Origin of the sequence: Nonomuraea sp. NBC_00507, assembly GCF_036013525.1 — a bacterium.
GTDB lineage: Bacteria > Actinomycetota > Actinomycetes > Streptosporangiales > Streptosporangiaceae > Nonomuraea.
Genome location: NZ_CP107853.1, coordinates 1,790,219 through 1,815,954 on the forward strand (window position 1 = coordinate 1,790,219; position 25,736 = coordinate 1,815,954).

The 25,736-nt window shown below is 68.9% G+C and carries 26 protein-coding genes, 1 tRNA gene and 1 other RNA gene; 16 read left to right on the forward strand and 12 right to left on the reverse strand.

Features of this window, described 5'->3' with window-relative positions; genetic code table 11:
* Nucleotides 1-42: 42 nt before the first annotated feature.
* Nucleotides 43-621: a KPN_02809 family neutral zinc metallopeptidase gene (gene ypfJ, locus OHA25_RS09245; protein WP_327587161.1), complete on the reverse strand. Its 579-nt coding sequence runs from the start codon at nt 619-621 to the stop codon at nt 43-45.
* A gap of 245 nt (nt 622-866) precedes the next feature.
* Nucleotides 867-1,814, reverse strand: coding sequence for a KPN_02809 family neutral zinc metallopeptidase (ypfJ, locus tag OHA25_RS09250; RefSeq protein ID WP_327587162.1), 948 nt, complete (start codon nt 1,812-1,814; stop codon nt 867-869).
* A 178-nt stretch (nt 1,815-1,992) separates the two neighbouring features.
* Between ypfJ (OHA25_RS09250) and OHA25_RS09255 the strand changes: the two genes are divergently transcribed.
* Both OHA25_RS09255 and OHA25_RS09260 read left to right on the forward strand, forming a co-directional pair.
* Nucleotides 1,993-2,634: a LysE family translocator gene (locus OHA25_RS09255; RefSeq protein WP_327587163.1), complete on the forward strand. Its 642-nt coding sequence runs from the start codon at nt 1,993-1,995 to the stop codon at nt 2,632-2,634.
* 154 nt (nt 2,635-2,788) lie between these two features.
* Nucleotides 2,789-3,670, forward strand: a complete 882-nt coding sequence (locus OHA25_RS09260) for a PHP domain-containing protein (RefSeq protein ID WP_327587164.1) — start codon at nt 2,789-2,791, stop codon at nt 3,668-3,670.
* A gap of 107 nt (nt 3,671-3,777) precedes the next feature.
* Here the strand turns inward: OHA25_RS09260 and OHA25_RS09265 are convergent, their stop codons facing one another.
* The 4 genes from OHA25_RS09265 to OHA25_RS09280 form a co-directional block, all read right to left on the reverse strand.
* The gene (locus tag OHA25_RS09265) at nt 3,778-4,383 is read right to left on the reverse strand and encodes a DUF6461 domain-containing protein (protein WP_327587165.1); all 606 of its coding nucleotides are present in this window, start codon (nt 4,381-4,383) and stop codon (nt 3,778-3,780) included.
* Nucleotides 4,384-4,532: 149 nt separating this feature from the next.
* Nucleotides 4,533-4,871 carry a hypothetical protein gene (locus OHA25_RS09270; protein WP_327587166.1) on the reverse strand — a complete coding sequence of 113 codons (339 nt, stop codon included), beginning with the start codon at nt 4,869-4,871 and terminating at the stop codon, nt 4,533-4,535.
* Between the two features lie 469 nt (nt 4,872-5,340).
* Nucleotides 5,341-6,285 (reverse strand): hypothetical protein, encoded by a 945-nt coding sequence (locus OHA25_RS09275; RefSeq protein WP_327587167.1) that lies wholly within the window; start codon nt 6,283-6,285, stop codon nt 5,341-5,343.
* Between the two features lie 130 nt (nt 6,286-6,415).
* A tRNA-Ser gene (locus OHA25_RS09280) sits at nt 6,416-6,503 on the reverse strand.
* Between the two features lie 105 nt (nt 6,504-6,608).
* On the opposite strand from OHA25_RS09280, the gene ffs reads away from it, so the two are divergent.
* Together ffs and OHA25_RS09290 are read left to right on the forward strand one after the other, a co-directional pair.
* Nucleotides 6,609-6,704: signal recognition particle sRNA small type (gene ffs / locus OHA25_RS09285), an RNA gene on the forward strand.
* 31 nt (nt 6,705-6,735) lie between these two features.
* Nucleotides 6,736-9,219, forward strand: coding sequence for a DNA polymerase III subunit gamma and tau (locus OHA25_RS09290; protein WP_327587168.1), 2,484 nt, complete (start codon nt 6,736-6,738; stop codon nt 9,217-9,219).
* 161 nt (nt 9,220-9,380) lie between these two features.
* Here the strand turns inward: OHA25_RS09290 and OHA25_RS09295 are convergent, their stop codons facing one another.
* Nucleotides 9,381-10,820 (reverse strand): helix-turn-helix domain-containing protein, encoded by a 1,440-nt coding sequence (locus OHA25_RS09295; protein WP_327587169.1) that lies wholly within the window; start codon nt 10,818-10,820, stop codon nt 9,381-9,383.
* A gap of 441 nt (nt 10,821-11,261) precedes the next feature.
* Between OHA25_RS09295 and OHA25_RS09300 the strand changes: the two genes are divergently transcribed.
* From OHA25_RS09300 to OHA25_RS09320, 5 genes are all read left to right on the forward strand, one after another.
* On the forward strand, nt 11,262-11,612 hold the full coding sequence (locus OHA25_RS09300) for a YbaB/EbfC family nucleoid-associated protein (RefSeq protein ID WP_127937722.1): 351 nt from the start codon (nt 11,262-11,264) through the stop codon (nt 11,610-11,612).
* Nucleotides 11,613-11,614: 2 nt separating this feature from the next.
* Nucleotides 11,615-12,214 (forward strand): recombination mediator RecR, encoded by a 600-nt coding sequence (gene recR / locus OHA25_RS09305; RefSeq protein WP_327587170.1) that lies wholly within the window; start codon nt 11,615-11,617, stop codon nt 12,212-12,214.
* A complete protein-coding gene (locus OHA25_RS09310) occupies nt 12,207-12,737 on the forward strand; it encodes a DUF5063 domain-containing protein (RefSeq protein WP_327587171.1) in 531 nt (176 codons plus the stop codon). Before recR ends, OHA25_RS09310 begins: the two co-directional genes overlap by 8 nt.
* A gap of 87 nt (nt 12,738-12,824) precedes the next feature.
* Nucleotides 12,825-14,108, forward strand: coding sequence for an aspartate kinase (locus OHA25_RS09315; RefSeq protein ID WP_327587172.1), 1,284 nt, complete (start codon nt 12,825-12,827; stop codon nt 14,106-14,108).
* Entirely contained in the window at nt 14,105-15,163 is a 1,059-nt protein-coding gene (locus OHA25_RS09320; protein WP_327587173.1) for an aspartate-semialdehyde dehydrogenase, read from the forward strand. Before OHA25_RS09315 ends, OHA25_RS09320 begins: the two co-directional genes overlap by 4 nt.
* A gap of 122 nt (nt 15,164-15,285) precedes the next feature.
* Here the strand turns inward: OHA25_RS09320 and OHA25_RS09325 are convergent, their stop codons facing one another.
* Nucleotides 15,286-16,281: a hypothetical protein gene (locus tag OHA25_RS09325; RefSeq protein ID WP_327587174.1), complete on the reverse strand. Its 996-nt coding sequence runs from the start codon at nt 16,279-16,281 to the stop codon at nt 15,286-15,288.
* A 264-nt stretch (nt 16,282-16,545) separates the two neighbouring features.
* Between OHA25_RS09325 and OHA25_RS09330 the strand changes: the two genes are divergently transcribed.
* From OHA25_RS09330 to OHA25_RS09345, 4 genes are read left to right on the forward strand one after another with little or no spacing between them, the layout of a single operon-like run.
* Nucleotides 16,546-17,214: a TetR/AcrR family transcriptional regulator gene (locus OHA25_RS09330; protein WP_305917509.1), complete on the forward strand. Its 669-nt coding sequence runs from the start codon at nt 16,546-16,548 to the stop codon at nt 17,212-17,214.
* Nucleotides 17,215-17,267: 53 nt separating this feature from the next.
* On the forward strand, nt 17,268-18,227 hold the full coding sequence (locus tag OHA25_RS09335) for an LLM class F420-dependent oxidoreductase (RefSeq protein ID WP_327587175.1): 960 nt from the start codon (nt 17,268-17,270) through the stop codon (nt 18,225-18,227).
* Nucleotides 18,228-18,230: 3 nt separating this feature from the next.
* Nucleotides 18,231-19,658, forward strand: coding sequence for an amidase (locus tag OHA25_RS09340; protein ID WP_327587176.1), 1,428 nt, complete (start codon nt 18,231-18,233; stop codon nt 19,656-19,658).
* Between the two features lie 43 nt (nt 19,659-19,701).
* Entirely contained in the window at nt 19,702-20,055 is a 354-nt protein-coding gene (locus tag OHA25_RS09345; RefSeq protein ID WP_327587177.1) for a YkvA family protein, read from the forward strand.
* On the opposite strand, the gene OHA25_RS09350 is transcribed toward OHA25_RS09345, so the two are convergent.
* The 4 genes from OHA25_RS09350 to OHA25_RS09365 form a co-directional block, all read right to left on the reverse strand.
* The gene (locus OHA25_RS09350) at nt 20,052-21,248 is read right to left on the reverse strand and encodes an amidohydrolase family protein (protein WP_327587178.1); all 1,197 of its coding nucleotides are present in this window, start codon (nt 21,246-21,248) and stop codon (nt 20,052-20,054) included. The genes OHA25_RS09345 and OHA25_RS09350 overlap by 4 nt on opposite strands.
* Before the next feature lie 166 nt (nt 21,249-21,414).
* Nucleotides 21,415-22,158 carry a tyrosine-protein phosphatase gene (locus tag OHA25_RS09355; RefSeq protein ID WP_327587179.1) on the reverse strand — a complete coding sequence of 248 codons (744 nt, stop codon included), beginning with the start codon at nt 22,156-22,158 and terminating at the stop codon, nt 21,415-21,417.
* Between the two features lie 10 nt (nt 22,159-22,168).
* Entirely contained in the window at nt 22,169-22,972 is an 804-nt protein-coding gene (locus OHA25_RS09360) for an SURF1 family cytochrome oxidase biogenesis protein (RefSeq protein WP_327587180.1), read from the reverse strand.
* Between the two features lie 43 nt (nt 22,973-23,015).
* Entirely contained in the window at nt 23,016-23,501 is a 486-nt protein-coding gene (locus OHA25_RS09365) for a winged helix-turn-helix transcriptional regulator (protein ID WP_327587181.1), read from the reverse strand.
* A 59-nt stretch (nt 23,502-23,560) separates the two neighbouring features.
* Between OHA25_RS09365 and OHA25_RS09370 the strand changes: the two genes are divergently transcribed.
* The 3 genes from OHA25_RS09370 to OHA25_RS09380 all read left to right on the forward strand — a co-directional run bounded on the left by OHA25_RS09370 (nt 23,561) and on the right by OHA25_RS09380 (nt 25,729).
* On the forward strand, nt 23,561-24,076 hold the full coding sequence (locus OHA25_RS09370) for a GNAT family N-acetyltransferase (RefSeq protein ID WP_327587182.1): 516 nt from the start codon (nt 23,561-23,563) through the stop codon (nt 24,074-24,076).
* Nucleotides 24,073-24,669 carry a TetR/AcrR family transcriptional regulator gene (locus OHA25_RS09375; protein ID WP_327587183.1) on the forward strand — a complete coding sequence of 199 codons (597 nt, stop codon included), beginning with the start codon at nt 24,073-24,075 and terminating at the stop codon, nt 24,667-24,669. The genes OHA25_RS09370 and OHA25_RS09375 overlap by 4 nt, the downstream gene beginning before the upstream one ends.
* A 106-nt stretch (nt 24,670-24,775) precedes the next feature.
* Complete coding sequence (locus tag OHA25_RS09380; protein WP_327587184.1) at nt 24,776-25,729, forward strand: 2-hydroxyacid dehydrogenase; 954 nt, start codon at nt 24,776-24,778, stop codon at nt 25,727-25,729.
* Nucleotides 25,730-25,736 lie beyond the last annotated feature (7 nt).

A 25,736-nucleotide genomic window follows, 5' to 3' on the forward strand; every position in this document is an offset into this window, starting at 1 on the left:
GATTTTAGGAGAGAATCGGAATCCTTGCGCTATCCGGCCTCGTCAGGCCGGGAGCCGGCCCAGGTCCGCTTGCCCGCAGTCAGCGGGTGCGCCGGTCTTGTAGCCGCGCTGGAAGGCGGCGACGCGTTGCTCAGAGGAGCCGTGGGTGAACGATTCAGGATCGATTCTGCCGAGGGTGCGTCGCTGGATTCTGTCGTCGCCGAGCGCGGTCGCCGCATCGAGGGCCTCGGCGATTTCCGCCTGGGTGAAGGGCTTTTCGTAGAAGCCGGTGGTGACGGCGTTGCGGGCCCAGACTCCGGCGTAGCAGTCGGCCTGGAGCTCGACGGGGACCGAGCTGCCGGACTCGAGTTCGCCGAGGAGGTCCTGGACGTGGTGGCCGTACTCGTGGGCGATCACGTACGCCTGGGCGAAGGGACCGCCCTGGGCGCCGAAGTCGCTCTGGAGCTGGTCGAAGAAGCTCAGGTCGAGGTAGACGCGCTGGTCGCCGGGGCAGTAGACGGGGCCGACGGCCGAGCTGGCGGCGCCGCAGCCGGTGCGTAAGCTGCCCGAGTACAGCACGGTCTTGGACAGGCGATATTCGGAAATTTCACGCTTCCAGTAGTCCTGGATGCTGTTGACCACTCCGACGACGCGGCACCGTTCTGACTGGTCGGCGTTCTTGCCTGTCTGGCACTGGTCGGCCAGGTTCGACGGGGGCTGACGATGCCGGCGCCTCCTATGACCATGCCGCCAGGAAAGCCGCCGCCGGAGCCGCCTGTGCCGGCGTCCTCCACCTGCGAGGGATCGAGGTCGACCTGGTCCCTGAAGTCCATGACTGACGTTCCTTCCGGGGGCGCACGCAGGGGACCACTGCCCCGAAGGGCCGTCTAGATGCGCCCGGAGAAGGTGTCGCAGCGCGTGGGGTCGCCGGTCTCGTACCCGGTGCTGAACCACTTCTCGCGCTGTTGCGAGGTGCCGTGCGTGAAGGCGTCCGGGGTGACGCGACCCTGGGCACGACGCTGGATGCTGTCGTCGCCGACCGCGGCGGCCGCGCTGAGCGCCTGGTCGATGTCGCTCTGGGAGAACGGGTCCCGGTAGAAACCGGTCTTGACCGCGTTGTTCGCCCAGACGCCGGCATAGCAGTCGGCCTGCAGTTCGAGCCGTACGGACGGGCTGTCGGCGCCGGGCCTGCTGTTCCTGCTGACCTTGTTCATGGTGCCGAGGAGGTTCTGCACGTGGTGGCCGTACTCGTGGGCGACCACGTACGCCTGGGCGAACGGGCCGCCCTCGGCGCCGAAGTCGCGTTGGAGCGTGCCGAAGAAGGTCAGGTCGAGGTAGACCTTGCTATCGCCGGGACAGTAGAAAGGCCCAACGGAGGAGTCGGCCGTGCCGCAGCCGGTGTTCACCGCCTGCGAGAACAGCACCGTCTTGGCCGGTGAATACGCTCTCTGACCGCGTTCCTCGAACTCCTGCCGCCAGTACGCCTGGATGCTGTTGACCGTGCCCACGATGCGGCAGTCCTCCGACTGGTCGGCGTCGGCGCCGGTGCGGCAGCGCTCGGCCAGGTTGCCGCTCGGGGTCAGCTGGGGCGGAGCGCTGGGCAGCCGGCCGCCTCCCTGCTGACCGTCCTCGTCGCCGGTGAACGGCGAAGGGACCACCCCGAACACGAACAACGCGGCCACCCCCAGGAGCAGCATCAGGCATCCGCCGCCCCGGCCGCCGATCGGCAGCATGCAGCCGCCCGGCATGCCCCCACCCCCGCGCCGCTGCGGGCCCCCGGCCCGCACGTCCTCGACCTGCGACGGGTCGAGCTGCGCATCGTCATCGAACTGCATGTGTCCCCCCGAGGCACTTCCTCCCCTGTAACGGATCCAATACGCACGGTATGGGACAAAGGGTCGGTCCGGGGACGGCCCTGCCGCGCTTGGCCACCCAGCGCTCGGACCTGGGGCGGGATGCCGGCTACGGGGGGCGGTTCGCCGTCATTCCGTACAAGTCAGCTAATCTGCCGACATGACGGGTGCCTTGATCGGAATTGCGCTGATTTCGCTGGGAATGGTCCTCACCCCCGGCCCGAACATGATCTATCTGATCTCCCGCTCGATCGCCCAAGGCCGCAGGGCGGGCCTGATCTCCCTCACCGGCGTCTTCCTGGGCTTCACCGTCTACCTCGCCGCGACCTGCCTGGGCCTGACAGCCGTCTTCGCCTACGTGCCGGCCGCGTACACGGCGCTCAAACTGGCCGGCGCCGCCTATCTGCTCTGGCTGGCCTGGAACGCCGTCAAGCCCGGCGGCACGTCGGCCTTCCAGCCGCGCGACCTCCCCGTCGAGCGCCCGGCCAAGCTCTTCTCGATGGGCCTGCTGACCTGCCTGCTGAACCCGAAGATCGCCATCCTGTACCTGTCGCTGCTCCCGCAGTTCATCGACCCGGCCATGGGTCACGTGCTGCTGCAGAGCTTGGCGCTCGGATCGGTCCAGATTGTCGTCGCCACTACCGTCAACGGCCTGATCGCGATCTCGGCCGGCAGCCTGGCGGCATTCCTGGCCGCCCGCCCGCTCTGGGTGCGGATCCAGCGGTACGTCATGGGCACCGTGCTCGGCGGCTTTGCGATCAGCATGGCGACCGACCGCTCCAAGGCCGTGGTGAGCGCCTGAGCAGACCCCTGGCCTCCGCGGGGAAGCCAGGGTTCCGGCTCGCTCACCGGTCGAACCACATCGCCGACGAAAGACCGACTGCGGCGTCGCCTCGATGCTGTAAGGCTCGGACACGCGAGCCTCCCATTCATGGGCAGCGATTGACGCGCCGAGCATGGGCGACTATGAACCCACCGGTGGAAGGGATGGGATCGTGGTGCTACCCGCGGATGGTCATGTTCACAGCGAGTGGTCCTGGGATGCGCCGGACGGCTCAATGGAGCGGACGTGCGCGCGGGCGGTCGAGATAGGTCTCCCCGCGGTCGCGTTCACCGAGCACGTGGATTTCACGGCCTGGATGGTTCTTGACGGAGACCTCGATGACCATCAGCATCTCCAGGCGTTCCTCACGTCGGAGGGGACGGTGGCTCCGCCCAAGTTCCATCTCGACGGATACCTGGAGTGCGTGCAGCGCTGCCGCGAACAGTTCCCGAGCCTGCGCATCATCACCGGGGTCGAACTGGGCGAACCGCATTGGTACGGCGATGAGGTCGTGAGGCTGCTTGACGCCGGGCAGTTCGACCGGGTGCTCGGTTCGCTGCATTGCCTTCCGGTCGGTCAGCGGTTCTCCGAGCCACCGTACCTTTACCGGCACCGACCAGCGGCCGACGTCGTCCGGGACTACCTGGCCGAGATACCGCGTCTGATCAAGGGCTCGGACACGTTCGGCGTGCTCGCCCACATTGATTACGCGATCCGCTACTGGCCGGCGCAGGCCGGGCCGTTCGATCCGAACGCGTTCGAGGACGAGTTCCGTCACGCCTTGCGCGTGCTCGCCGACAGCGGTCGGGCCTTGGAGGTGAACACGCGCGGGCGACTCGATCCGGAGATCGTCCGCTGGTGGCGCGACGAAGGCGGAGAAGCGGTCACCTTTGGCAGCGATGCTCACAGCCCGGCTGGGCTTGCACACGATTTCGCCGTCGCGGTGGCGATGGTGGAAGCCCAAGGCTTCCGGCCTGGCCGCCATGCGTATGACGTCTGGGCACGTTCGAGCTGAAAGCCGCACGGGACGATGCCCGCTCATCCCAGAGGCGTTGCGCCGCACGTTGGGTCGTGGCAGCGGCGGCGGACGTCCTCGCAGGGGTTGGCGGAGCGATCTGCCGATCACTTCTCAAGGGGCTCTGCGCCGAGGAACCGCTGGTTCAGCATGTCCGGGGAGAAAGGGAGACCGGTGATCCCGCTTGCCAGGGCGAACGATCTCTCAATCGGGTAGTCGATTCCCGGTCCATCGATGTCGTAGTTGGGGTCCAGTCCGACGTCGCGCATCTTTTCGATGAAGCGGTCCGGATCACTGCCCGATCGCGCGTCCGGAAGCCTTGGGTCGAACCAGACGACCGGCGTTCCGTCGACAATGTAGGCGAAGGTGTCCGAGGCGTAATCGTGGCGGCAAACCGACACGACCTCGGTCCCCCGCGAGACCGGGGCGTATATCTCGGAGTCGACGGCGATCTGCCATCCCCCTGGTTCGATGACCACGGTCCAGTCGCCGACCTTGGCGGCGCCGATGTAACCGGCCGCGTCGTCTCTCATACTCTCCATCGAGCGCTCGTCCAGCTCGTCGAATGCCACCTCCTCCATCGTGTCCTCGTCCACGCCGAACCGGCGGAGGACTTCCTCTGGGGAGAGATCGCGGACGAAGGACACGCAGTAGATGTCACCGAGTGTTTCGTAGCCGGGGAAGCAGGGGAAGTCTTCGGGGATCTCCGTCATGGTCACTCCTTTGATCGCGTGAGCGGCATGATCGCAGCAGTCGCCGACAAAACGGGTTCAGAGGCTCAGCCGGTGACAGCCCTTAATGGGGCCGGAACGGGACGACCTGCAAGGCTTGATCGACTTTGTGTCGCTGCACGGTTAGAACCTCACTTGGCGACGTCGACCTGTGCGCTCACGATCATGGAATGGAGGTCGAACGCCTCCTCCGGCAACCGCACTCGCTCCGATTGGCCGGTACGGACGTTGACCAGGTAGAGCCGGCGTTCATGCTCCTGTGTCTCGAGGTGAATGAGCACCCTGTTGGCGTCGTACCAGTAGACGAAGCTTTCGATCTTCCATAGACCGTCAATGTCGAGCGTGACGCGGCTAACGATCTGGCCGATCTTCGCGTCCAAGGTGCCGACGGTTCGGGATGGCACCCCAAGCCCTTGGCCGTCCAATGCCACTAGGCGGCCGTCAAAGCTTCGTCGGCCGAACCTGTCCACGGCGACCTCCCATTGACCATGATCACCATAGAGTAGATGGAAGGTCATCTGCCGTGCCGGATATCGTCCGTTTCGCAGTAGGCCGAAGCGTTCGGCACGTGAGATCATCTGGGGTTAGTCCCACGTTCGGCGAGTCAAACGCCTCCCCTCAATGGAGAGGCACATGGCCGAGACTGCAGCATCGAGGCGATGCCGCAGTCGGTGTCCGTCGACCGGACCTGCATGTGGGGCCAGGCAGGCCTGCGGCTGATCGGTCTGCTCGTGCTCTTCATAGTGCTGGATATGCCGCCGAGCGCCGGTGGAGGCGTCGTGCTGGTTTCCATCCCCATTCCGCTCGCCACGACGGTGCTGGCTGGGCAATGTGCTCGGCGTGCTGCTGCCTGCGGTGGTGTTCGGGCAGTTGTGCAGGTCTTTGTCGAGGGTGTGGTTCGACAGGTGAGTGAGTGGGGCCTTGCCAGGGCAGGCAGCTTCAGGCGGGCGGCGCCAGCCGACCTATCCGGTCAAGAAGAGCATCGTCCAGATTCCCGACAAGCAGCCCGTTTTTCACCGAGGGCCGGCAATGGGGAGTGATCCGTACCCAGGCCGGCGGTCCCTCCTCGTAACCGAAGTGCAGTATGAGCCTCTCCCGTCGTCCACCACCGACTTCGCTGCACGTGTTCCCGCCCGGTTCGGCGTCCAGTGAGTTCAGCTCCCCAGCCAGCGCACGTGCCTGCTGCTCCCCATGCTCCGCCCCGTGAGACGGGCGCGGTGTGGAGCTCCCGCTCTGTTCATTCCTGCAGATCAGCACCTTGATCGCGCCATCGGGCACCATCTGGTCGTTCTGGCCTCGCCGTCCGGTCGCCGGGTCGCAAGGGTTCTTCGGCTGGGGGCGTTGCCAGGTCCCGGTGCGGTAGGCAGCGGTGATGCTGCGCCCAACGTACGAGTTGCTGACGACCGTGCCGTTGGTGGTCGTGACGCAGGAGTTGATCTCTTCGGCGCTGCCCACCCACAGCGCCTGGCCATCGGGGTAGGCGAACCGGATGAGATAGTTCGTCATCGGCCCGCCCATCAACGTGCACGCCTTTCCGACGCGATCGGTGGTGACCGGAAGGTAGCCCAGGTCGTAGGCCATCGACCTGGCCTGATCGGTCAAGGTCCGTGATCCGGCGAGCGGCTCCCTGCCGGGATCCGAGTTCTGCCCGGGATAGGCGCAGATCAACGCGCTTATGGGCGTACCGGGCACGAGCGAGTCCTCAACCCCGTCGAGGTCGGCGGCACCCGGCACCCAGTGGCCGATCTCGTCGCTGTCCCATCGCTGCGGACACGAAGCCGGCACCGGCGGCGCAGGCTCGCCGACCATGCCCGGAGCCAGGACGATCGCGGCGAGCAGCAGGACGGCCGCCGTGACGACGCTGATCCAATGGATGGGCTTCACACCGCTATGACGTTGTCCGCCCCGCCACCGTTCACCGAAGCGAGGCAATGCGCTGACGCCAACTGGGACCAGAACTGAGACTGGAATGCCAGAAGGGGTGCGCCGCGATCCCGGCGCACCCCTTCTGAACTGGCGGAGGATGGGGGATTTGAACCCCCGAAAGGTTGCCCTTTACACGCTTTCCAAGCGTGCGCCCTCGGCCACTAGGCGAATCCTCCGCCGTCGAGCTTACCGGACTTCCGGGCGTGCGCAGACCACGTTTTTCGCGTTCATCGGGTGGCGGGAGCGTGGAGCGAGCACTGCCGTGTCCGGCTAGACTGTCCAGGGACCCCTCGCGCGGCGTCATCCTGTGAACCTCCCCAGGGCCGGAAGGCAGCAAGGATAAGCGGGCTCTGGCGGGTGTGCGGGGGGTCTCTTCGTTGGGAGCCCCCTCGCAGGCGGGATGGTCGCATGAGCCTTGCGCTTTACCGCAAGTACCGACCCGGGACCTTCGCCGAGGTCAAGGGTCAGGAGCACGTCACGGACCCGCTCCGGCAGGCGCTGCGTACGGGCCGGATCAACCACGCCTACTTGTTCAGCGGCCCCCGGGGGTGTGGCAAGACCTCCAGTGCGCGCATCCTGGCGCGTTCTCTCAACTGCGAGCAGGGCCCGACGCCCGATCCGTGTGGCGTCTGCGAGTCGTGTGTCGCGCTCGCCCCGACGGGGCCCGGCCATCTCGATGTCATCGAGATCGACGCCGCTTCGCACGGTGGTGTGGACGACGCGCGTGACCTGCGTGAGCGGGCGTTCTTCGCCCCCGTCTCCGCGCGCTACAAGATCTACATCATCGACGAGGCGCACATGGTGACCCGCGAGGGGTTCAACGCGCTGCTCAAGCTCGTCGAGGAGCCCCCGCCGCACCTGAAGTTCATCTTCGCGACGACCGAGCCGGAAAAGGTCATCGGCACGATCAAGTCGCGTACGCATCACTACCCGTTCAGGCTGATGCCGCCCGCGACCCTCCGCGGGCTGCTGGAGGAGATCCTCACCGCCGAGAACGTGCCCTTCGAGCCGACCGCGCTGCCCCTCGTCGTGCGCGCGGGCGCCGGCTCCGCGCGCGACTCGCTGTCGATCCTGGACCAGCTACTGGCCGGGGCCGAAGAGGACGGCATCACCTACGCCAAGGCCGTCTCCCTGCTCGGTTACACCGACGGCGACCTGCTCGACGAGGTCGTCAACGCGTTCGCCGCCCACGACGGCGGCCAGGTGTTCCACACGGTCAACCGGGTGATCGAGGGTGGTCACGACCCCCGCCGCTTCGCCTCCGACCTGCTCGAGCGCTTCCGCGACCTGGTGATTCTCGCCAACGTCCCCGAGGCGGCCTCCAGCGGCCTGCTCGACCGGCCCGCCGACGAGCTGGAGCGGCTCGTCCAGCAGGCGTCCTCGATGGGGCCCGCCGAGCTGACGCGGGCGGCCGAGGTCTTCAACGCCGGCCTCACCGAGATGCGTGGCGCGACGTCGCCGCGGCTGCTGCTGGAGCTGATGTGCGCCCGGGTTCTGCTCCCCGGCGCCTCGCACGGCGAGGAGGCCCTGCTCGCGCGCCTCGAACGCCTCGAACGAGGCGGCGCCGTCGCCCAGATGGCCGCTCGAGTTTCTGCGGCCACGCCGGCTGTTCCGGCTGCCGGGCCGTCCGCCGCCGCCCACGGCGTCCCAGTGGTGCAGCAGCACACTGGTGCCGTTGGCGGCGCTGCGGCCGGCGAGTCTGCCAGTGGCACTCCATCGCCTACGGGTGCTCAGCCGCCTGCGGGTTCTCAGCCGGCTCAGGCTCAGGCCGCCGCGTCGGCGGGTGCGAACGACTGGCCGGAGCCTGCCCGCCCCGGTGCTCCGGCTGCAGGTGGCGGAGGGCCGGCGTCCCCAGCGGTGGCTGGTGGCGGCATGCAGACGGCCGGCGGTGGCTCGCAGGCTTCCGCCGGGGGTCCGCGGGTGCCTGCTGGTGGTGCCCCGTCTTCCGATAGCGGCGGGCAGGGTGGCACTGGTCTGGGGGGCATGCAGCAGCAGTGGCCTTCCGTGCTGGCCGCGCTCAAGCAGCGCAGCATCGTGGTCTGGGCCAATGTGAGCACCAACGCCCAAGTGGTGGGCGTGGAAGGCAACCTGGTCACGCTCGGCTTCAGCCAGGTCGGCGCGATGAAGAACTTCACGGGCGGCGGCAAGGACGCCGTGGTGGCCAGCGCGCTCGGCGACGTGCTCGGCGGCACCTGGCGCGTCGAGGCCGTCGTCGGCAATGCTCCTGCGCCGCAGTCGTCCCGAGGCCGTCCGCCGCAGCCACCGTCCCACGGTGCTCCCGCGTCGCCAGGCGGACATGGACCGGGCGGTTCCGCGGGCACAGGGCCGGCGACCGGTCCTCAGCACGCGCACGCAGGCTCGCAGGGCGCGCCGGGTCCCCAGAGCCCGCCGGGTCCCCAGGGCATGTCCGGTGCGCCTGGTGTGCCGGGCGCCCAGGGACGCACGGCGTCACACGGCTCCTCTCGCGATAACCAGGGCGGCCAGGGTGAACAGGGCGAACAGGGCGGCTCCGACCAGCCTCCGGCGGCCTCTCCAGGGCGGCAGACCACAGACGAGTCCTGGCCCGACGCTCCCGACGACCTCAGCCCTGGCATCCCCCCGACCCCGGATCCCACCAGGACCGTGCCCGTCGCCGGATCCTCGCCGGGCGCGGGCCTGGCGGCCGCGCGATCGGCGGCGAAGGCGGCGGCCCAGGCCGGTCCCCGGGCCTCGTCGTCCCGTAGTGGTGCCGCGGCCTGGCCAGAGACCGTTCCCGGCCGCACCAAGGGACCGGACTCGGACGAGGTCGACCCTCTGAACGACGCGGACGCCGACGTGGATGCGGTCACGGGCATGGCGCTCCTGGAGCGCGAACTCGGCGCCAGAGTCATCGGCGAAATCGACCACACCTGACCTGACCAGACAACACCTGCCTGACCAGATCACACCTGACCGGACCGCACCTGACCATGCGCCCCGCCGGTCCGGCGTGGCCGCTGGGGTGGGCGTCATCGTGACGTTGCGGTCCGCGCCTTCGCACCCGAAGCGATCAAGGTGCCGGCATGTGGGGGAAATCAGGCAAGCCGGGCGCGGGCGGCGGCGGAGCGGGCGTCGGTGGAGGGAAGGGCCGCGAGGCGTTCCAGGATCTCGTAGTCGTTGCGGCCATTGGAGGTCTGGGCGTACGCCCACAAGTGCTCGGGAGAGCCGTAGCGCAGCAGGCAAGCCCGCACCTGGGCCTCGAGCTCGTCCCGCTCCCGCCGGATCTCCGGCGACTCCGAACGCGGCAACAGCGGCCCCGAGTACGTGCGCGCCAGCGCAGCCGGGTCTTTGGCCGCGAGATGGCGGCGCACGGCGAGGAAGTCGGCCTCGATCGGACAGGCCAGCCGGTAAGGCTTCGCGGCGATCGCGTTGCCCAGTTGCGCGCGCAGCCGGTGAATCTCGGCCCTGATCGTGACCGGGTTGCCGTAGTCGCCGTAGACGTGGAACGAGAGCTGTTCGGCCGTCAGCCCGTGCTGGTGCAGCGTGAGGAGGGCGAGGATCTCGGCGTGCCGCAGCGACAGCGGCTGCTCACGATCTCCCAACGTGACGAAGGGCGGTCGTTCGCCGAGGAACGAGAGGGCGAGCGCCGGCGGCGTGGCCGTGGGAACGGTGCGCAGCAGGTAGCCGTCGGAGAACGACTCCAGCAGCCCGACCGTGCCGTCGCGCAGGATCATGCGCTGCCCGGACACGCGCACGTGCTCGCCGGGACGGATGGGGAGGAGGATGCCATCGCTCGGCGGATCGGGATCGTCCGTGAGACGACTGTCCAGGAGGGGAACCCGCTCGCCGAGCCGGCCCGCCGGGTCACCGGAGATGACGCGGCCGGTCGGGGAGAGCAGGATGCCGGGCCGGCCGCGCAGTGACTCGTAGCGGCGGCGCAGCCGGTCGTCGCGCTCGTGCATGCGCAGGGCGAGCTCGCTCTCGGCGAGCTTGGCCGCGGCCCCGACCAGGGCGACGGTGGAGGGGTGCAGGGTGCGGGCGGTGCCGCTGATGTCGACGCAGCCGATGACCCGGCCGGAGTCCGGGTCGACGATCGGCGCGGCGCTGCACGACCAGACGTGCAGCGCCCGCAGCAGGTGCTCTTCCGAGTAGACGTGCATCGGGCGCCCCATCGCGAGGGCGGTGCCGATGCCGTTGGTGCCGACGTTGCGTTCCTCCCACTGATGGCCGTCGGACAGGCCGATCTCGTCGGCGCGGCGCAGGACCGCAGTGCCACCCTCGCGCCACAGCACGCGGCCGTGGGCGTCAGTGACGATCATGACGTGGCCGATCTCGTCGGCCAGGCCGGCGAGCGTGCGAGACAGGAGGGGCAGTAGCGGGTGAAGGGGATGGGCCTGGCGAACGTCGTCGATGTAGTCCAGGTCGTAGACCAGAGGCGCGCTCGTGATCCCCGGGTCGATCCCCGCCGCGAGCGAGCGATGCCAGGACGCCTCGATCGGGCGGCGGGGGGCCACCGGCCAACGCTGCTTGGTCATCGCGGCTTCGTACGCTCCGCGCAGTAGGCGGGAATACGCGTCGAGATGGGCGTAACTCATTGGTCACTCCAGGTAGTCAATTAGTAGCATCCGCCTTACTGGCAATCTTTGCAACTGGTTCTAGTGATTGCGGAGGGTGGTTGAATGATCGCAACGTGTGTGCAACGTTGCCCTGGCTAACGTGCTTCCCGACGCGTCGGCGTGGTGCGGCCGCTCCGTCGGCGTGATGGCCGGGTCTCGGACACTGGAGGGGGGCCGGGATCCGGCCAGAACACAATGCCAAGACAAGGAACATCAGTCTCACGTGGCGCACCAGGCATCAATGCCGGTGCCGGACGGCGGCCGGTGACGAAACATGGGGACGCCCCCGGTGCATGTCGCGGCCCAAACACCGTAGGCTCGTGGCAGTCAAGAACGCGGAGCCACGAGGAGCGCACGACGGTGAACCCAGGGGATGTCAACCTGCAGCAGCTGCTGGAGCAGGCACAGCTCATGCAGCAGCAGCTTGTGAGCGCCCAGCAGGAGCTCAACGACGCGCAGATCGAGGGCTCATCAGGCGGTGGCCTGGTCACGGCCGTCGTCAACGGCTCTGGCGAGCTGCTCGAGCTCAAGATCGACCCAAGTGTGATCGACGCCGGCGACCCGCAGGACACCGCCGACACGATCGCCGACCTGGTGATCGCGGCCGTCCGCGACGCCGTACGCGCGGCCGCCGACCTGCAGCAGGAGAAACTCGGCCCGCTTGCTCAGGGGCTGGGTGGCGGCGGCCTCGGACAGTTGCCAGGGTTTTAGGCATGTACGAGGGGGTCGTCCAGAATCTGATCGACGAGCTGGGGCTGCTGCCCGGCGTCGGTCCCAAGAGCGCGCAGCGGATCGCGTTCCACCTGCTGGCGGCCGATCCGGCCGACGTCAAACGGCTGGCCCACGCGTTGCTGGAGGTCAAGGAGAAGGTCCGCTTCTGCCGGGTGTGCGGGAACGTGGCCTCCGAGGAGCAGTGCCGCATCTGCCGCGACACCCGCCGCGACACGCATGTGATCTGCGTGGTCGAGGAGCCGAAGGACGTCGTGGCGATCGAGAAGACCCGCGAGTTCCGCGGCACCTACCACGTGCTCGGCGGCGCGATCAGCCCGATCGACGGCATCGGCCCCGACGACCTGCGCATTCGCGAGCTCATGACGCGCCTGGCCGACGGCCGGATCACCGAGCTCATCCTCGCCACGGACCCCAATCTCGAGGGTGAGGCGACGGCTACCTACCTCGCCCGTCTGGTCAAGCCGATGGGCATCAAAGTGACACGATTGGCCAGCGGTCTGCCTGTTGGCGGTGACCTCGAATACGCTGACGAGGTGACCTTGGGCCGTGCGTTCGAAGGACGGAGGCTGCTGGATGTCTGACCAGTGGAGCGCGCTGGCGGAAGAGATCTCCGTGCACGCGCAGGACTACGTGGACGGCCTGACCAGGGTCGCCGGCGGCGAGGGCGGCGACGCCATCTGGTCGTTGCTGCTGGTGGAGGTCGCGCAGGTGAGCCTGGCCGGCGCCAAGCTCGGCGCGAACAGGGACGTGATCCTCGCCGGCAACTACGAGCCGGCGATGAGCGATGACCCCGACATCGACGGCGTGCGCACCGCGCTGGCCGAGCGGCTCGGGCCCGTCGACGACTACGCCGAGGTGTTCGACCCGTACAAGGACACCGGCGTCACGCCGTACCGGCTGTCCGACGATCTGACCGCGGTCGCCGCCGACCTCATCCATGGCCTGCGCCACTATCATGCCGGCCGTCCCCACGAGGCGCTGTGGTGGTGGCAATACTCCTACTTCAACACCTGGGGCAACCACGCGGGCGCCGCGATGCGCGCGCTGCAGGCGCTTGCCGCGCACTCGCGCCTCGACGTGGCGGAGGAAACCACCACGGTCTGATGATCGTCCACATGGTGGTATGAACCATCAGGCGCATGAGAGGGCCCCAGTAGACTGGCAGCTCACAGTCCAAACCGGGAGACTCTCGTGGCGCTCGTTGTGCAAAAGTACGGTGGTTCGTCCGTCGCCGACGCGTCCTGCATCAAGCGGGTCGCGCAGCGGATCGTCGCGACGAAAAAAGCCGGCAACGACGTGGTCGTGATCGTCTCCGCCATGGGCGACACGACGGACGAGCTACTGGACCTGGCCGAGCAGGTGTCGCCGCTGCCGCCCGCACGCGAGCTCGACATGCTGCTGACCTCGGGCGAGCGCATCTCGATGGCCCTGCTGGCGATGGCGATCGCCAACCTCGGCCATGAGGCCCGCTCGTTCACCGGCTCGCAGGCCGGTGTGATCACCGACTCCACGCACGGCAAGGCGCGCATCATCGACGTGACGCCCAGCCGGATCCAGGAGGCGATCGACCAGGGCCACATCGCGATCGTGGCCGGCTTCCAGGGTGTCTCGCAGGACACCAAGGACATCACCACCCTGGGCCGCGGCGGCTCCGACACCACAGCGGTGGCGCTGGCGGCGGCCCTCGAGGCCGACGTGTGCGAGATCTACACCGACGTGGACGGCATCTTCACCGCCGACCCGCGCATCGTGCCGCCGGCCCGCAAGATCCCCAGGATCTCTTACGACGAGATGATGGAGATGGCCGCCTGCGGCGCCAAGATCCTGCATCTCCGCTGTGTTGAATACGCGCGCCGGTTCGACCTGCCGATTCACGTGCGCAGCTCGTTCAGCACCAAGGAAGGCACCTGGGTCGTCTCCGACCCTTACACCGAAAACACCGAAGGAACCGAGATGGAGCAGCCGATCATCTCCGGCGTCGCGCACGACCGGAGCGAGGCCAAGATCACTGTTGTCGGGGTCCCCGACAAGGTCGGCGAGGCTGCCTCGATCTTCAAAACGCTGGCCGACGCCGAGATCAACATCGACATGATCGTGCAGAACGTCTCGGCCGCGGCCACCGGCCGCACGGACATCTCCTTCACGCTGCCCACGGCCGACGCGCAGACGGCCCTGGCGGCGCTGAAGAAGATCCAGGCCCAGGTCGGTTACGAGTCGCTGCTCTTCGACGACCAGATCGGGAAGGTGTCGCTGATCGGCGCGGGCATGCGCTCGCACCCCGGCGTCACGGCGACGTTCTTCGCGGCCCTCGCCGACGCGGGGGTCAACATCGAGATGATCTCCACTTCGGAGATCCGCATCTCTGTGATCGTCGAGCAGGACGCGATCGACGCGGCCGTGGCGGCCGCGCACCGCGCCTTCGATCTCGACGCCGACCAGGTCGAAGCCGTGGTGTATGGAGGGACTGGACGATGACTAGGCCTAATCTGGCTCTTATCGGCGCCACCGGTGCCGTGGGCACCGTCATGCGGGACATCGTCTCGACGCGTGAGGACATCTGGGGCGAGATCCGCCTCGTCGCCTCGCCCCGCTCGGCGGGCAAGGTGCTGCGGGTGCGCGGCGAGGACGTCGTCGTGCAGGCGCTGGCGCCCGAGGTGTTCGACGGCATCGACATCGCCATCTTCGACGTGCCGGACGAGGTGTCGGCCGTGTGGGTGCCGATCGCGGCCGAGCGCGGCGCGATCGCGATCGACAAGTCCGGCACGTTCCGGATGGACCCGGACGTCCCACTGGTGGTGCCCGAGGTCAACCCGCTCGACGCGCGCAACCGCCCACGTAACATCGTCTCCACGCCCAACTGCACGACGCTGTCGATGATGGCGGCCATGGGCGCGCTGCACGCCGAGTTCACGCTCACGGAGCTGGTCGTCGCGTCCTACCAGGCGGTGTCGGGCGCCGGCGTGGCCGGCTCGGCCCGGCTCTACGACGAGGTCGAGGCGCTGGCGGGCGACCGCACGGTCGGTCAGGCGGCCGGCGACGTCCGCAAGGTGCTGGCCAACAAGCTGCCTGCGGACTCGCCGTTCCCCGCGCCGATCGCCTTCAACGTGGTGCCGTGGGCCGGCTCGCTCAAGGACGACGGCTGGGCGTCCGAGGAGCTCAAGCTCCGCAACGAGTCACGCAAGATCCTCGGCATCCCCGACCTGAAGGTCTCCGCGACCTGCGTACGCGTGCCGGTGGTGACGACGCACTCGCTGGCCGTGCACGCTCGTTTCGAGCGCGAGATCACGGTCGCGGACGCCCATCGGGTTCTCGAGGCGGCGCCGACGGTGGTCCTCATGGACGACCCGGCGAACGGTGTTTACCCGACGCCTCTCGACGTGGTGGGCACCGACCCGACCTATGTGGGACGGATTCGCCAGGCGATCGACTTCCCTAACACGCTCGACCTGTTCGTGTGTGGTGACAACCTGCGCAAGGGCGCGGCGCTCAACGCGGCGGAGATCGCCGAGCTGGTCGCGACCGAGCTGTAAGACCCCAGGTGGTGGTGGGCGCCGTGCGTTTCGTGCGGCGTCCATGTTCTTTTTGACGGCGCCCGGACCACGAGGCGTCACCAAAGGCGTCACCACAGCTGTTTGTCACATGACGACGTCCGTCACTTGAAGAGGATGTCCCAGTGGTCGCTCTCGTCGGCGAACGTCGTGCCCGAGGCGGAGCGGTAGAGCGGGGCGCCGTCGCTGCGGGTGCCGACCCTCTCATGGTTCGCGGTGATGTAGCGGTCGATGCAGGCGTTGTGGCTGATGTCCAGCTTGTAGCCGTTGCCGTGGCTGAAGTAGCCCGGCGCGTGGCCTGCCTCCGTGCCGCCCGTGACCATGATGGGGCAGCCGCTCTGCTGCTTCAGCTCGATGACCTGGACGATCGTGCCGGTCCGCACCTCGTCGAGCGACGTGCAGTTGTGCCCGTGCTTGCTCGTGCAGTTGCCGGTGGACGTCGTCCGCAGTCCCGCGCTCTTCAGCCAGCCGGTGGCGGTGGTGTGGGACATGCGCACGGCCGCCTGCCTGGGCATGACGCGGTTCAGGTCGATGCGCAGGTTCTTGCGACCCAGCGGGATGCGCAGCACACCGTTACGCACGGAACCGGGCCGGGCCTTGGCCGCCGCGCGGCCCTTGCCTGCGGGCGTCCGGCCTCGGGGCTCGTCCCTCTTTGCCCGCGTCTGAGCGGCCTTCTTCGTGTGCGCCGCCGTAATCGCCGGAGAGCGCGGCTGCGTCTCCTCCTGGGGCGCGTAGGCCTCAACGCCCTCCTGGGCCGCAAGAGGCCGTTCCTGGCTCTCCTGAGGCCCTCTCATGTCCTGCGCGGGCGAGGCGGGGCCGGCGTCGTACGCCGGCGGCCCTTCATGGAGATCCTGAACGTGTCCCTTGGCCAGCATGAGGCGCTGGAGCGTCCAGTTCGAGGCCGTCTGCGGGCCGAGCGCGTCCGAGAGCGCCGCCATCACGGCCGGATGCTCGGACTGCGGCGGCCCGTTGCGTAGCTCGGCCTCGTACGGGCTGCTCACCGCCGGGCCCCCATCCGGGTGGGTGGCCGCGGAGGCGGCCGAGGCGAGCGCGATTATGGTGGTTTCTATGCCGAGGAGCGCGACTACGGTGAGACGCACTGTTCCACGTATCCACATGTCGATGCCTTTTCGCGGAAATAGCCCTTCCGCCACAATCGACAATCCCACCATTCACAGGAGATAACTCCTGTCGCGGATGCAACTTTGCCCTGTGGCGGTGATCACCGTGCGCCTTCATGACCAACGAGCAGGAAGCCTGCGAAATCGGACGGCCGCCGCGGTCCTGACCGGCGCGATGATGGGACGGCAGTGTGATGAGCAGGTTTCCTGCTCGAAGGCTCATACGGACGTAAAGTGACGGACGTGTCCCAAACCCGAAACCGCGGATCGGAGAGCACCCGCGAGGTCATCGTCGAGACGGCATTGCGACTGTTCAGGGAACGCGGCTTCGACGCGACCACGATGCGCGCCATCGCCGCCGAGGCCGGGGTCTCCGTGGGCAACGCCTATTACTACTTCGACAGCAAGGAGGCGTTGATCCAGGCGTACTACGACCGCGCCCAGGCCGAGCACGAGGAGGCCTGCAGGGAGTTCCTGGCCACCGAGACGTTGTTCGCGGCCCGGCTGAGCGGCGTGTTGCGCGAGTGGGTACGCGTGTCCGAGCCCTACCACGAGTTCGCCGTGAAATTCTTCAAGCACGCGGCCGAGCCCACCAACCCGCTGAGCCCGTTCAGCGCGCAGTCGTCCCCGGCCCGCGAGGCCTCCATCGCCCTTTACCGTGAGGTCGTCGAGGGATCGCGTGACCGCATGAACGCCGAGCTGCGGGAGGAGCTGCCCGAGCTGCTCTGGCTGCTCTTCATGGGCATGGTCCTGTTCTGGGTGCACGACACCTCGCCGGGCTGCGCGCGTACGTACCGGCTGATCGAGGTCACGGTGCCGCTGGTGGACCGGCTGGTCGGGCTGTCGCACCTGCCCGGGCTGCGAGGCATCACGAAGGACTTCATCGCGGCGGTCCACGAGTTGCGCGCCTAGGGGGTCATACCGAGCGGTTGGTATGGTCGGCCTTAAAGATCTGGAGGCCGTGAATGACGCAGAACTGGGGCATGACGATCCCCTTCTACGACCGCTCCCTGCCGAGGTCCCAGGAACTCATCGCGGAACTGCCGGGGCTCGGCTACACCGACGCGTGGTCGGCCGAGGTCAATGGGGCCGACGGGTTCACCCCGCTGGCCCTGGCCGCCCAGTGGGCGCCGGGGATCAGGCTGGGCAGCGCCATCGTGCCCGTCTCCACCCGCGGCCCGGGGCTGCTGGCCATGTCCGCGGCCACGCTGGCCGACCTGGCGCCCGGGCGGTTCGTGCTGGGCATCGGCGCGTCCTCGCCGGCGATCGTCGAGCGCTGGAACGCGGGCGAGTTCACCAAGCCGTACGCGCGTACCCGCGACACGTTGCGTTTCCTGAAGAAGGCGCTGGCCGGGGAGAAGGTCTCGGAGGCGTACGAGACGTTCGAGATCAAGGGGTTCAAGCTGGAGCGGGCGCCCAAGGTCCCGCCGAAGATCGTGCTGGCCGCGTTGCGGCCCCGGATGCTCCATCTGGCCGCTGAGGAGGCCGACGGCGCGATCTCGAACTGGCTCTCCCCCGAGGACGTGCGCCGGGTACGCGCCGAGATCGGCCCGGACACCGAGCTGATCGCCCGCCTGTTCGTGTGCGTGAGCGAGGACACCGACAAAGTACGCGAAATGGCCAGGTGGATGCTGGCCAGTTACCTGACCGTCCCCGTGTACGCCGCGTTCCACGACTGGCTCGGCCGGGGCGAGGTGCTGCGGCCCATGCACGAGGCGTGGGCGGCCGGCGACCGCCAGGCGGCGCTCAAGGCCATCCCCGACGACGTGGTGGACGCGCTGATCGTGCACGGCGACGCGGCCACCTGCCGGGCCAGGATCCAGCAGTACGTGGACAACGGGCTCGACACCCCCGTCCTCGCCCCTATCCCGGGCGGGGAGATCCCCATCGAGCAGGCTGTACGGGACCTGGCGCCTAAGGAGTAGCGGATGCGTGACGTACTGAGGCTGGACGCGGTCGGGCAGGCGCTGGCGATCAAGAACGGCCAGGTGTCACCACGAGAGCTGGCCGAGGCCGCGATCGCCGCCATCGAGGCCCGCGACGGCGAGCTCAACGCCGTCGTCCACCGCCGCTTCGAGCGTGCGCTGGCCGAGCTCGACTCCGTACCGGCGAGCGGGCCGTTCGCAGGCGTGCCGATCCTGCTGAAGGACCTCGGGTGGCGGCAGGTGGGTGAGCCGTACGCCGCGGGCTCCGCGGTGCGGGACGGTGTCGAGGTGGCCGAGGACGGCTATGGGGTCACGCGGCTGCGCGAGGCCGGGTTCGTGGTGCTCGGGCGGACGAACACGCCCGAGTTCGGCAGCACGATCACCACGGAGCCGGTGGCGTTCGGGCCGACGCGGAACCCGTACGATCCGGCGTATTCGGCCGGCGGGTCCAGCGGCGGCTCGGCCGCGGCGGTGGCGGCGGGGATGGTCGCGCTGGCCACCGCCAGCGACGGCGGCGGGTCGATCCGCATCCCCGCGTCCCTGTGCGGGCTGGTGGGGCTCAAGCCGTCGCGCGGGCGGGTGAGCCTGGGGCCGGCCCTGGGGGAGGGCTGGAGCGGCTTCTCGTGCCCGGGGTTCGTCACCAGGACAGTCCGCGACACGGCCGCGGCGCTCGATGTCGTCTCGGGCTTCCACCCCGGCGACCCGTACGACGCGCCCGCCCTGCCGGGGCCGCTGGCCGCCGAGGTCGGCAGGGACCCCGGGCGGCTGCGGATCGGGTACGTCACCACGCACCCGAGAGGCGACGTGCCCGACGTGCCCGAGCTGACCGAGGCCGTCGCCAGGGCGGCGGCGCTGCTGGAGGCGCTCGGCCATGACGTGGCGCCGGGCGGCCCCGAAGCGCTCGGTGACCGCGACTTCTCCGGGCACTTCGGCGCGATCGTTGCCAACAACCTCGCCGCGCAGGTCGCGAGCCTGGGCGAGCTCCGCGGCAAGCCGGTCGAGCTGGAGGAACTGGAGCCGCGCAACGCCGCCATGGTCAGCGTCGCGCGCACGCACAGCGCGGTCGACCACATCCGGGCCACGCAGTGGATGGACGTCTTCCGCCGCCGCATGGCCACGTGGTGGCGAGCCGGCCACGACCTGCTGCTGATGCCGTCGCTCGGTGTCGCACCGTTCCCGCTCGGCTGGATCACGCCGGACGACCTCAGCCTCGCCTTCGGCAGGACGGGGCACGCCGTGTCGTACACCTCGCCGGTCAACGCGACCGGGCAGCCGGCCATTTCGTTGCCGCTGCACAGGACCGCGGCCGGCCTGCCGGTGGGCGTGCAGCTCGTCGCGGCTACCGGCAGGGAGGACCTGCTGATCAGAGTGGCGGCACAGATCGAACAGGTCAGGCCGTTCGATCATCCCGCGATGGAACCTCTCGCCTGAGCGACACGTTATGTCGTGAAAAGGCGGGGGTAGGGGGTTCGACATGATGGCGAAGGCAGCACGGGCGGCGGCGGCGTGGCGGACGTACCGCGAGGTGACCAAGCCTGGTTCGCCCGGCGTGATGACCCGGATGCGGGCGATACCGCGCATGATCGGCGCGGTGATGCGCGGCCGGTACGCGGGGATGGGCAAGAGCAGGCTCGCGCTGATGGCGATGGGTGTGGTCTACATCCTGTCCCCGATCGACGTCCTGCCCGAATTCCTCATGGTGATCGGCGTCGCCGACGACTTCGGCGTGTTCCTGTGGCTGATGGCCTCGCTGCTCGGCGAGAGCGGGCGCTACGTCGAGCACGAGCGCCGCATCATCCAGGGCAGGCTCGCCGAGCAGGAAGGTTAGATCTCCTCCATCCGCAACCAGGCGCGGGACGGCAGCGGGTGCCCGAACAGGCGGGCCGCGTTGCCGTAGGCGACCCTGGCGATGTCGGCGGGCGGGAGCGAGCCGAGGTTGCGGGCCACGGACTTCTGCGTGTCGGGCCAGGTCGAGTCGGAGTGCGGGTAACCGCTCTCTTGCAGCACGTGGTCGAGCCCGACGGCGAGGCGCACCCCCGACAGCGCGTGGTCGTCGAGCGTGCCGAAGAAGAAGTTGCGGCGCAGCACCTCGCTGGGCTTGAGCCCGCCGTCCCAGGACGCCTCGCCGGCCACCGGGTGGTCCAGGGCGTAGTCGGCGCGCTCGGCCAGCATCGGCAACCAGCCCACGCCGCCCTCCACGATGAGGATGCGCAGGGAGGGGAAACGCAGCGGCACGCCCGACCAGAGCCAGTCGGCGCAGGCGAACATGGCGCTGGTGGGCATCAGCGTGGTGATCGCCTCGATGGGCGTGTCCGGCGAAGGCACGGGAGACCAGGACGAGTCGCCGGTGTGCAGGCACACGACGGTGCCGGTCTCCTCACAGGCGGCGAAGAACGGGTCCCAGTGGCCGGTGTGGATGGACGGCAACCGCAGACGGGTCGGGAACTCGGGGAAGACGACGGCCTTGAAACCCCGCGCCGCGTTGGCCCTGATCTCCTTGGCCGCCACGTCGGGATCCGGCAGCCACGGCAGTTGCAGGCCGATGATCCGCTCCGGGTAGGTGCCCGCCCAGACGTCGATGTGCCAGTCGTTCCACGCCCTGACGAGGGCCAGGCCGAGCTCCTGGTCGCGGGTCCTGGCGAACGGCATGCCCGACTGCCCGGCCAGCATGCCGGGGAAGCACAGCGCCGCCCAGATGCCCGCCACGTCCATGTCGTTGATGCGGGCCTCGATGTCGTGGCAGCCCGGACGCATGTGCTCGAACCGCACCGGGTCCAGCGTCCACTGCTCGCGGGGCAGCCCGGCGCCGACGTCGATGCCGGCGCACGGGTAGGTGGCCCCGCCGTAGCGCCAGACCTGGTGACCCGCCTCCGTCTCCACGACCTTGGGCGCGACCTCGGCATATTTCTCCGGCAGCCGGTCTTCGAAGAGGTCGGGAGGCTCGATCAGGTGATCGTCGGCGGAGATGATCACATAGTCGCGCCGCCTCGGGTCAGGGTCGGGAAGCAGCGGCGTAGTCACGCACGTAACCGTACGACGAGGGGATAACGTCGAACAAGCTGCGACGTATCCGTTGGATATCCGAGTCGCCGGCGCCCGGGACCGCCGGGAGGGGGATTGCGGGCGATCCCGGGCGTTGAGGGGTCCGCTGAATGAGGGTGCTGCTCATGCGAACCCCGGCCATCCGCTACCCCTCCAATGTCCTTTCAGTCAGGAGATGCTCGCGCAGGTCGACGATCGTGGCGGGGGAGACCTGGAGGACCTGGGTGACGTACGCCTCCACGGAGCCGTGCCGGCTCGCCAGGTCGGCCAAGAACAAGCGCATGGTCTCGGCGGGCGCAAGCCCGAATCCCGGCCACAGGGGCGTGCCGGGATGCCGCCTGCGCCAGTCGGCGATGAAACGCTCGGTGGCCAGGCCGGTGAGCGCGTAATCCGCCACGATGTCGTCCTCGCCCACGCCGGCCAGCGACAGGACCAGCGCGGCCAGCACGCCGGTGCGGTCTTTGCCCGCCGCACAATGAATCACCACGGGCGCGTTGTCCGACTTCGCGATCGTCTCCAGGGCCGTTCTGAGGTTCTCAACGCGGTCCTCGGTCATCTCGAGGTAACGATCGGCCAGGTAGCGGGCGACGCCGACCTCCTCGCTGTAAACGGCGCTCTCCCAGCGGCGGCCCTCGATGGGCAGGTTGTGGTAGCTCTGCCCCTCGGTCTCGGGCACCCGCCCGGCCTTCTCGGCCTCGAACGCGTGCCGCAGGTCGATGACGGTACGCACGCGCAGTGCGCGGAAGGCCGTGAGGTCGTCTCCGGCCAGCCAGCCGAGGGAGTCGGCACGATAAAGCCGCTGCCACTGGACGGTGCGGCCGTCATCGGTGGCATATCCACCCACGTCACGGAAATTGCAGAGATTGCTGAATTCAATGTGGCGGATCACCCCCACCACCTTACGGGGCAGGCGTTCCCGCCTCCTGGGCCGGTGACGCCTCGCCGGAGCGCTCCTTGGCCTGGCGTTCGGCGAGCTCTCGCCGGATGAGCAGGATCCATCCGCCGATCGCGATCGCGATGAACAACCACCACTGGACCCCGTACGCCAGGTTCAGCCCGCCTCCGGAGCCCACGTCGGGCTCGGGCACCGGTGCGGGCGCCGGGGAGGTCGCGGGCTGCTGGGCGGTCAATTCCACGTATCCGTCCACCAGCCGGTACGGCAGCCCCTGTCCGATCTTGTCGGCGTTGATCAGCAGCACCTGGCCGGTCGGCAGTCCGGGCAGATCGCGGACCCCGCTGGACTCCTCGGTCTCGCTGAGCCGTAGCCGCCCGGTGACAGTCACCTGACCGGTGGGCGGAGGGGGCACGTCGGGCGGGGTGTCGGCGGTGGCGCCCGCCTGGACCCAGCCTCTGTTCACGAGGACGGCCGTGCCGTTGCCGGTGACGAGCGGGGTCAGGACGTAAAAGCCGTTGCGGCCCTCCTGGGGGCGGCGGCGTACGACGAGGGCGTGGGACGGGTCGTAGGTGCCGGCGGCGGTCACGGACCTGAACCGGTCGCTCTCCTTGACCTGCTGCCCCGGGGTCGCCAACCGCTCCAGCGGCACCGGCGCGGCCTCGATGTTGGCGGTGACTCGCTCGCTGTTGGCCGACCGCTCCTCGAAACGCCCGAACTGCCACCGCCCGAGGAACACGAAGGCGGGAATGACCAGCAGCACCACCAGGTGCAGCGCCAGCCATCGGGGCGTCAGAAGGAACCGGTACACGCTTTCAAGGGTAGGCACCGGCATCGGTGCCTCTTAACGCGCCTCAGGCGCTCTCCGCCCCAAGCTCGCTCTGGAGTTCCGCGCCGGGCCCGGGCAGGGAGGTCACCTCGCGTGGCCCGGCGACCTCATGGCCCTCGGCGCAGCGGAAATGCTGCTCGATGGGGGCGCCGCAGCCGCGGTGTGTGAGGAGCACGGGCGGGCCCTCCTCGTCGGCCAGATATTTGTCGCCCCAGTGCATGAGCGCGACCAGCAGCGGATAGAGATCGCGGCCCTTCTCGGTGAGCCGGTATTCGTCGCGCTGCCGCTGTCCGGGCTCGCGGTAGGGCTCCTTGCGGAGCAGGCCCTCGTCGACCAGGCGAGCCAGGCGCGCGCTGAGCACCTGGCGGGGGGCTCCGGTGATCGCCTGCATGTCGGCGAACCTTCGCACGCCGCTGAACGCCTCGCGCAGCACCAGGAAGGTCCACTTCTCCCCGACGATGTCCAGGGTGCGCTCGATCGAGCAGTTGTTCACCCGGAAGGCAACGTTCATCTTTGTATTATACCTGAGTTCAATTGACAGACTCAGGCCTCGCGGGGCACGCTGGGTCTATGCATGGAACTCAGATCCGGCCTGCCCGTCCAGACGACGAGGAACGGATCAGACGCTTCCTGACCGGGTTGTCGCTGCACACCCAGACGCTGCGGTTCTTCACCGGCAACACCACGCCGGCCACCGGTCTCGTGCGCAAGCTGATCGCGGTGGACGAGCGCAGGGACGCGCTCGTGGCGACCATCGACGGGGGTGAGATCATCGGCCACGCCATGAGCTACAAGGGCGAATGCGCCGACGTGGAGATCGCGGTGGTGGTGACCGACCAGTGGCAGGGGTTCGGGCTCGGGCCGCGACTGATCCAGACGCTGCTGCTCAGGGCCGCCGTACGGGGTGCGAGGACCGTGGGCATGGACGTGATGGGGGAGAACCGGCGAGTGCTCAGGCTCATCCGCCGCCTGTGGCCGGACGCTGAGATGAAGGTCATTTCCGGGTCGGTTGAGGTTACCGCTATCATCGATCAAGCCGCCTTATTTGCGGAACAAGGTTCTGGTGCCACACCATTGACAGTGTGAAGAGTGTCAAGAACGGACGCGACGGCCGGACCCGCATCATCGAGGGCGCCCTCCGACGCTTCAGCCAGGACGGGGTGTCGGCCACGACGCTGGCCAGCCTCCGCGAGGAGAGCGGCGTAAGCGTCGGCAGCTTCTACCACCACTTCGCCAGCAAAGAACACGTCTTCGGTGTGCTGTACGGCGAGATCCTCGCCGCCTATCAGGACGCCTTCCTCGCCGAGCTGGTCAGCCATCAGGAGGCGCGCGACGGCATCGAGGCCGTCGTGGCCTTCCACATGCGGTGGGCGGGAGAGCATCCGGAGCGGGCCCGGCTGCTGATCAGCGAGCGGCCGCCACGCAAGCAGGAGCCGGGCGGGGCCGAGGTGGCCGAGCAGCGGCGGGCGTTCTTCCGCCAGGTCTCTGACTGGTGGCGCCCGCACATGAAGAACGGCCTGCTCCAGCCCGTCCACCCGACCATGTGCTACGTGCTGTGGCTGGGACCCGCGCAGGAGATGTGCCGGCTGTGGTTCGCCGGTGCGCACACGCCGACGGAGGAGGAGATCAAGGGCCTGGGCGAGGCCGCCTGGCACAGCCTCCGCCAGCGCCCGGAGTGACACCCGGCCCAGATCGTGCGAAGCGAGCGCCCCACCTGCCAGGGACGGCTGGGCCAATGCGGGGAGCGATGATCCGAGTACGCTCTGTGGTGTTATTGTCCTAAATGTGAGACGACCCCGGGCGCTGGTATTGCCCGCTTTGCCGGAGCGTGCGCTCGCCCGCCTGGGCGAGGTGACCGATCTGATCGAGACTCCAGCACGCCCGAGCCTCGGTTTCACCGACGAGCAGCTGGCCGACCTGGTCGTCGAGACCGGCGCGACCGTGCTCGTCACCGACGGGGACCAGGTTCGCGCGTCGGTGCTCAGCCTGCAGTTGGACGTCGTGGCCGTCATGGGCCCGCCCACGAGCGTCGACCTGGCCCTGGCCGCCGAATACGGCGTCAGCGTGTTGCACGCCCGCGACCGCGACCCCGACGCGATCGCCGAGCTGACGCTGGCGCTGATGTTCGCCGTCAGCCGGCACATCGTGACGGCCGACAGAGAGGTGCGCCGCGGGCACGTCTACCGGAGCAAGGTGCCGCCGGCGCAGCGTCATCGCGGCCGCCGGCTCACCGGCAGGACGCTCGGCATCGTCGGGCTCGGACGCGTCGGCAGGGCGATGCGCTGGCGCTGCGAGGGCCTCGGGATGCGGGTGATCGCGTGTGATCCGCAGGAGCCTGAGGCCACCCACACGCTGCCCGCGCTCCTGGCGGAGGCGGACGTGGTGTCGCTGCACGTGCCGCTCACCGCCGAGACCAGGGGCATGTTCGGGTATGCCGAGTTCGGCGCGATGCGGCCGGGGGCGATCTACCTCAACACCTCGCGTGGCGCCCTGCACGACCTGACGGCACTGGTCGACGCGCTGCGCCGGGGTCAGGTGGGCGGTGCGGGTCTCGACCACTTCGAAGGCGAGTGGCTCGACCCGTCACATCCCCTGATCGGCCTGCCGAACGTGGTGCTGACGCCCCGCCTGAGCGAGGCGACGGGGGAGACCAGGGAGGAGCTGGCGGAGGCCTTGGTAGCGGACATCACCCGGCTGCTGGGCGGAGAGGACCCCGAGTTCGCCGCCACGCGTGCGTAGCCCCCGT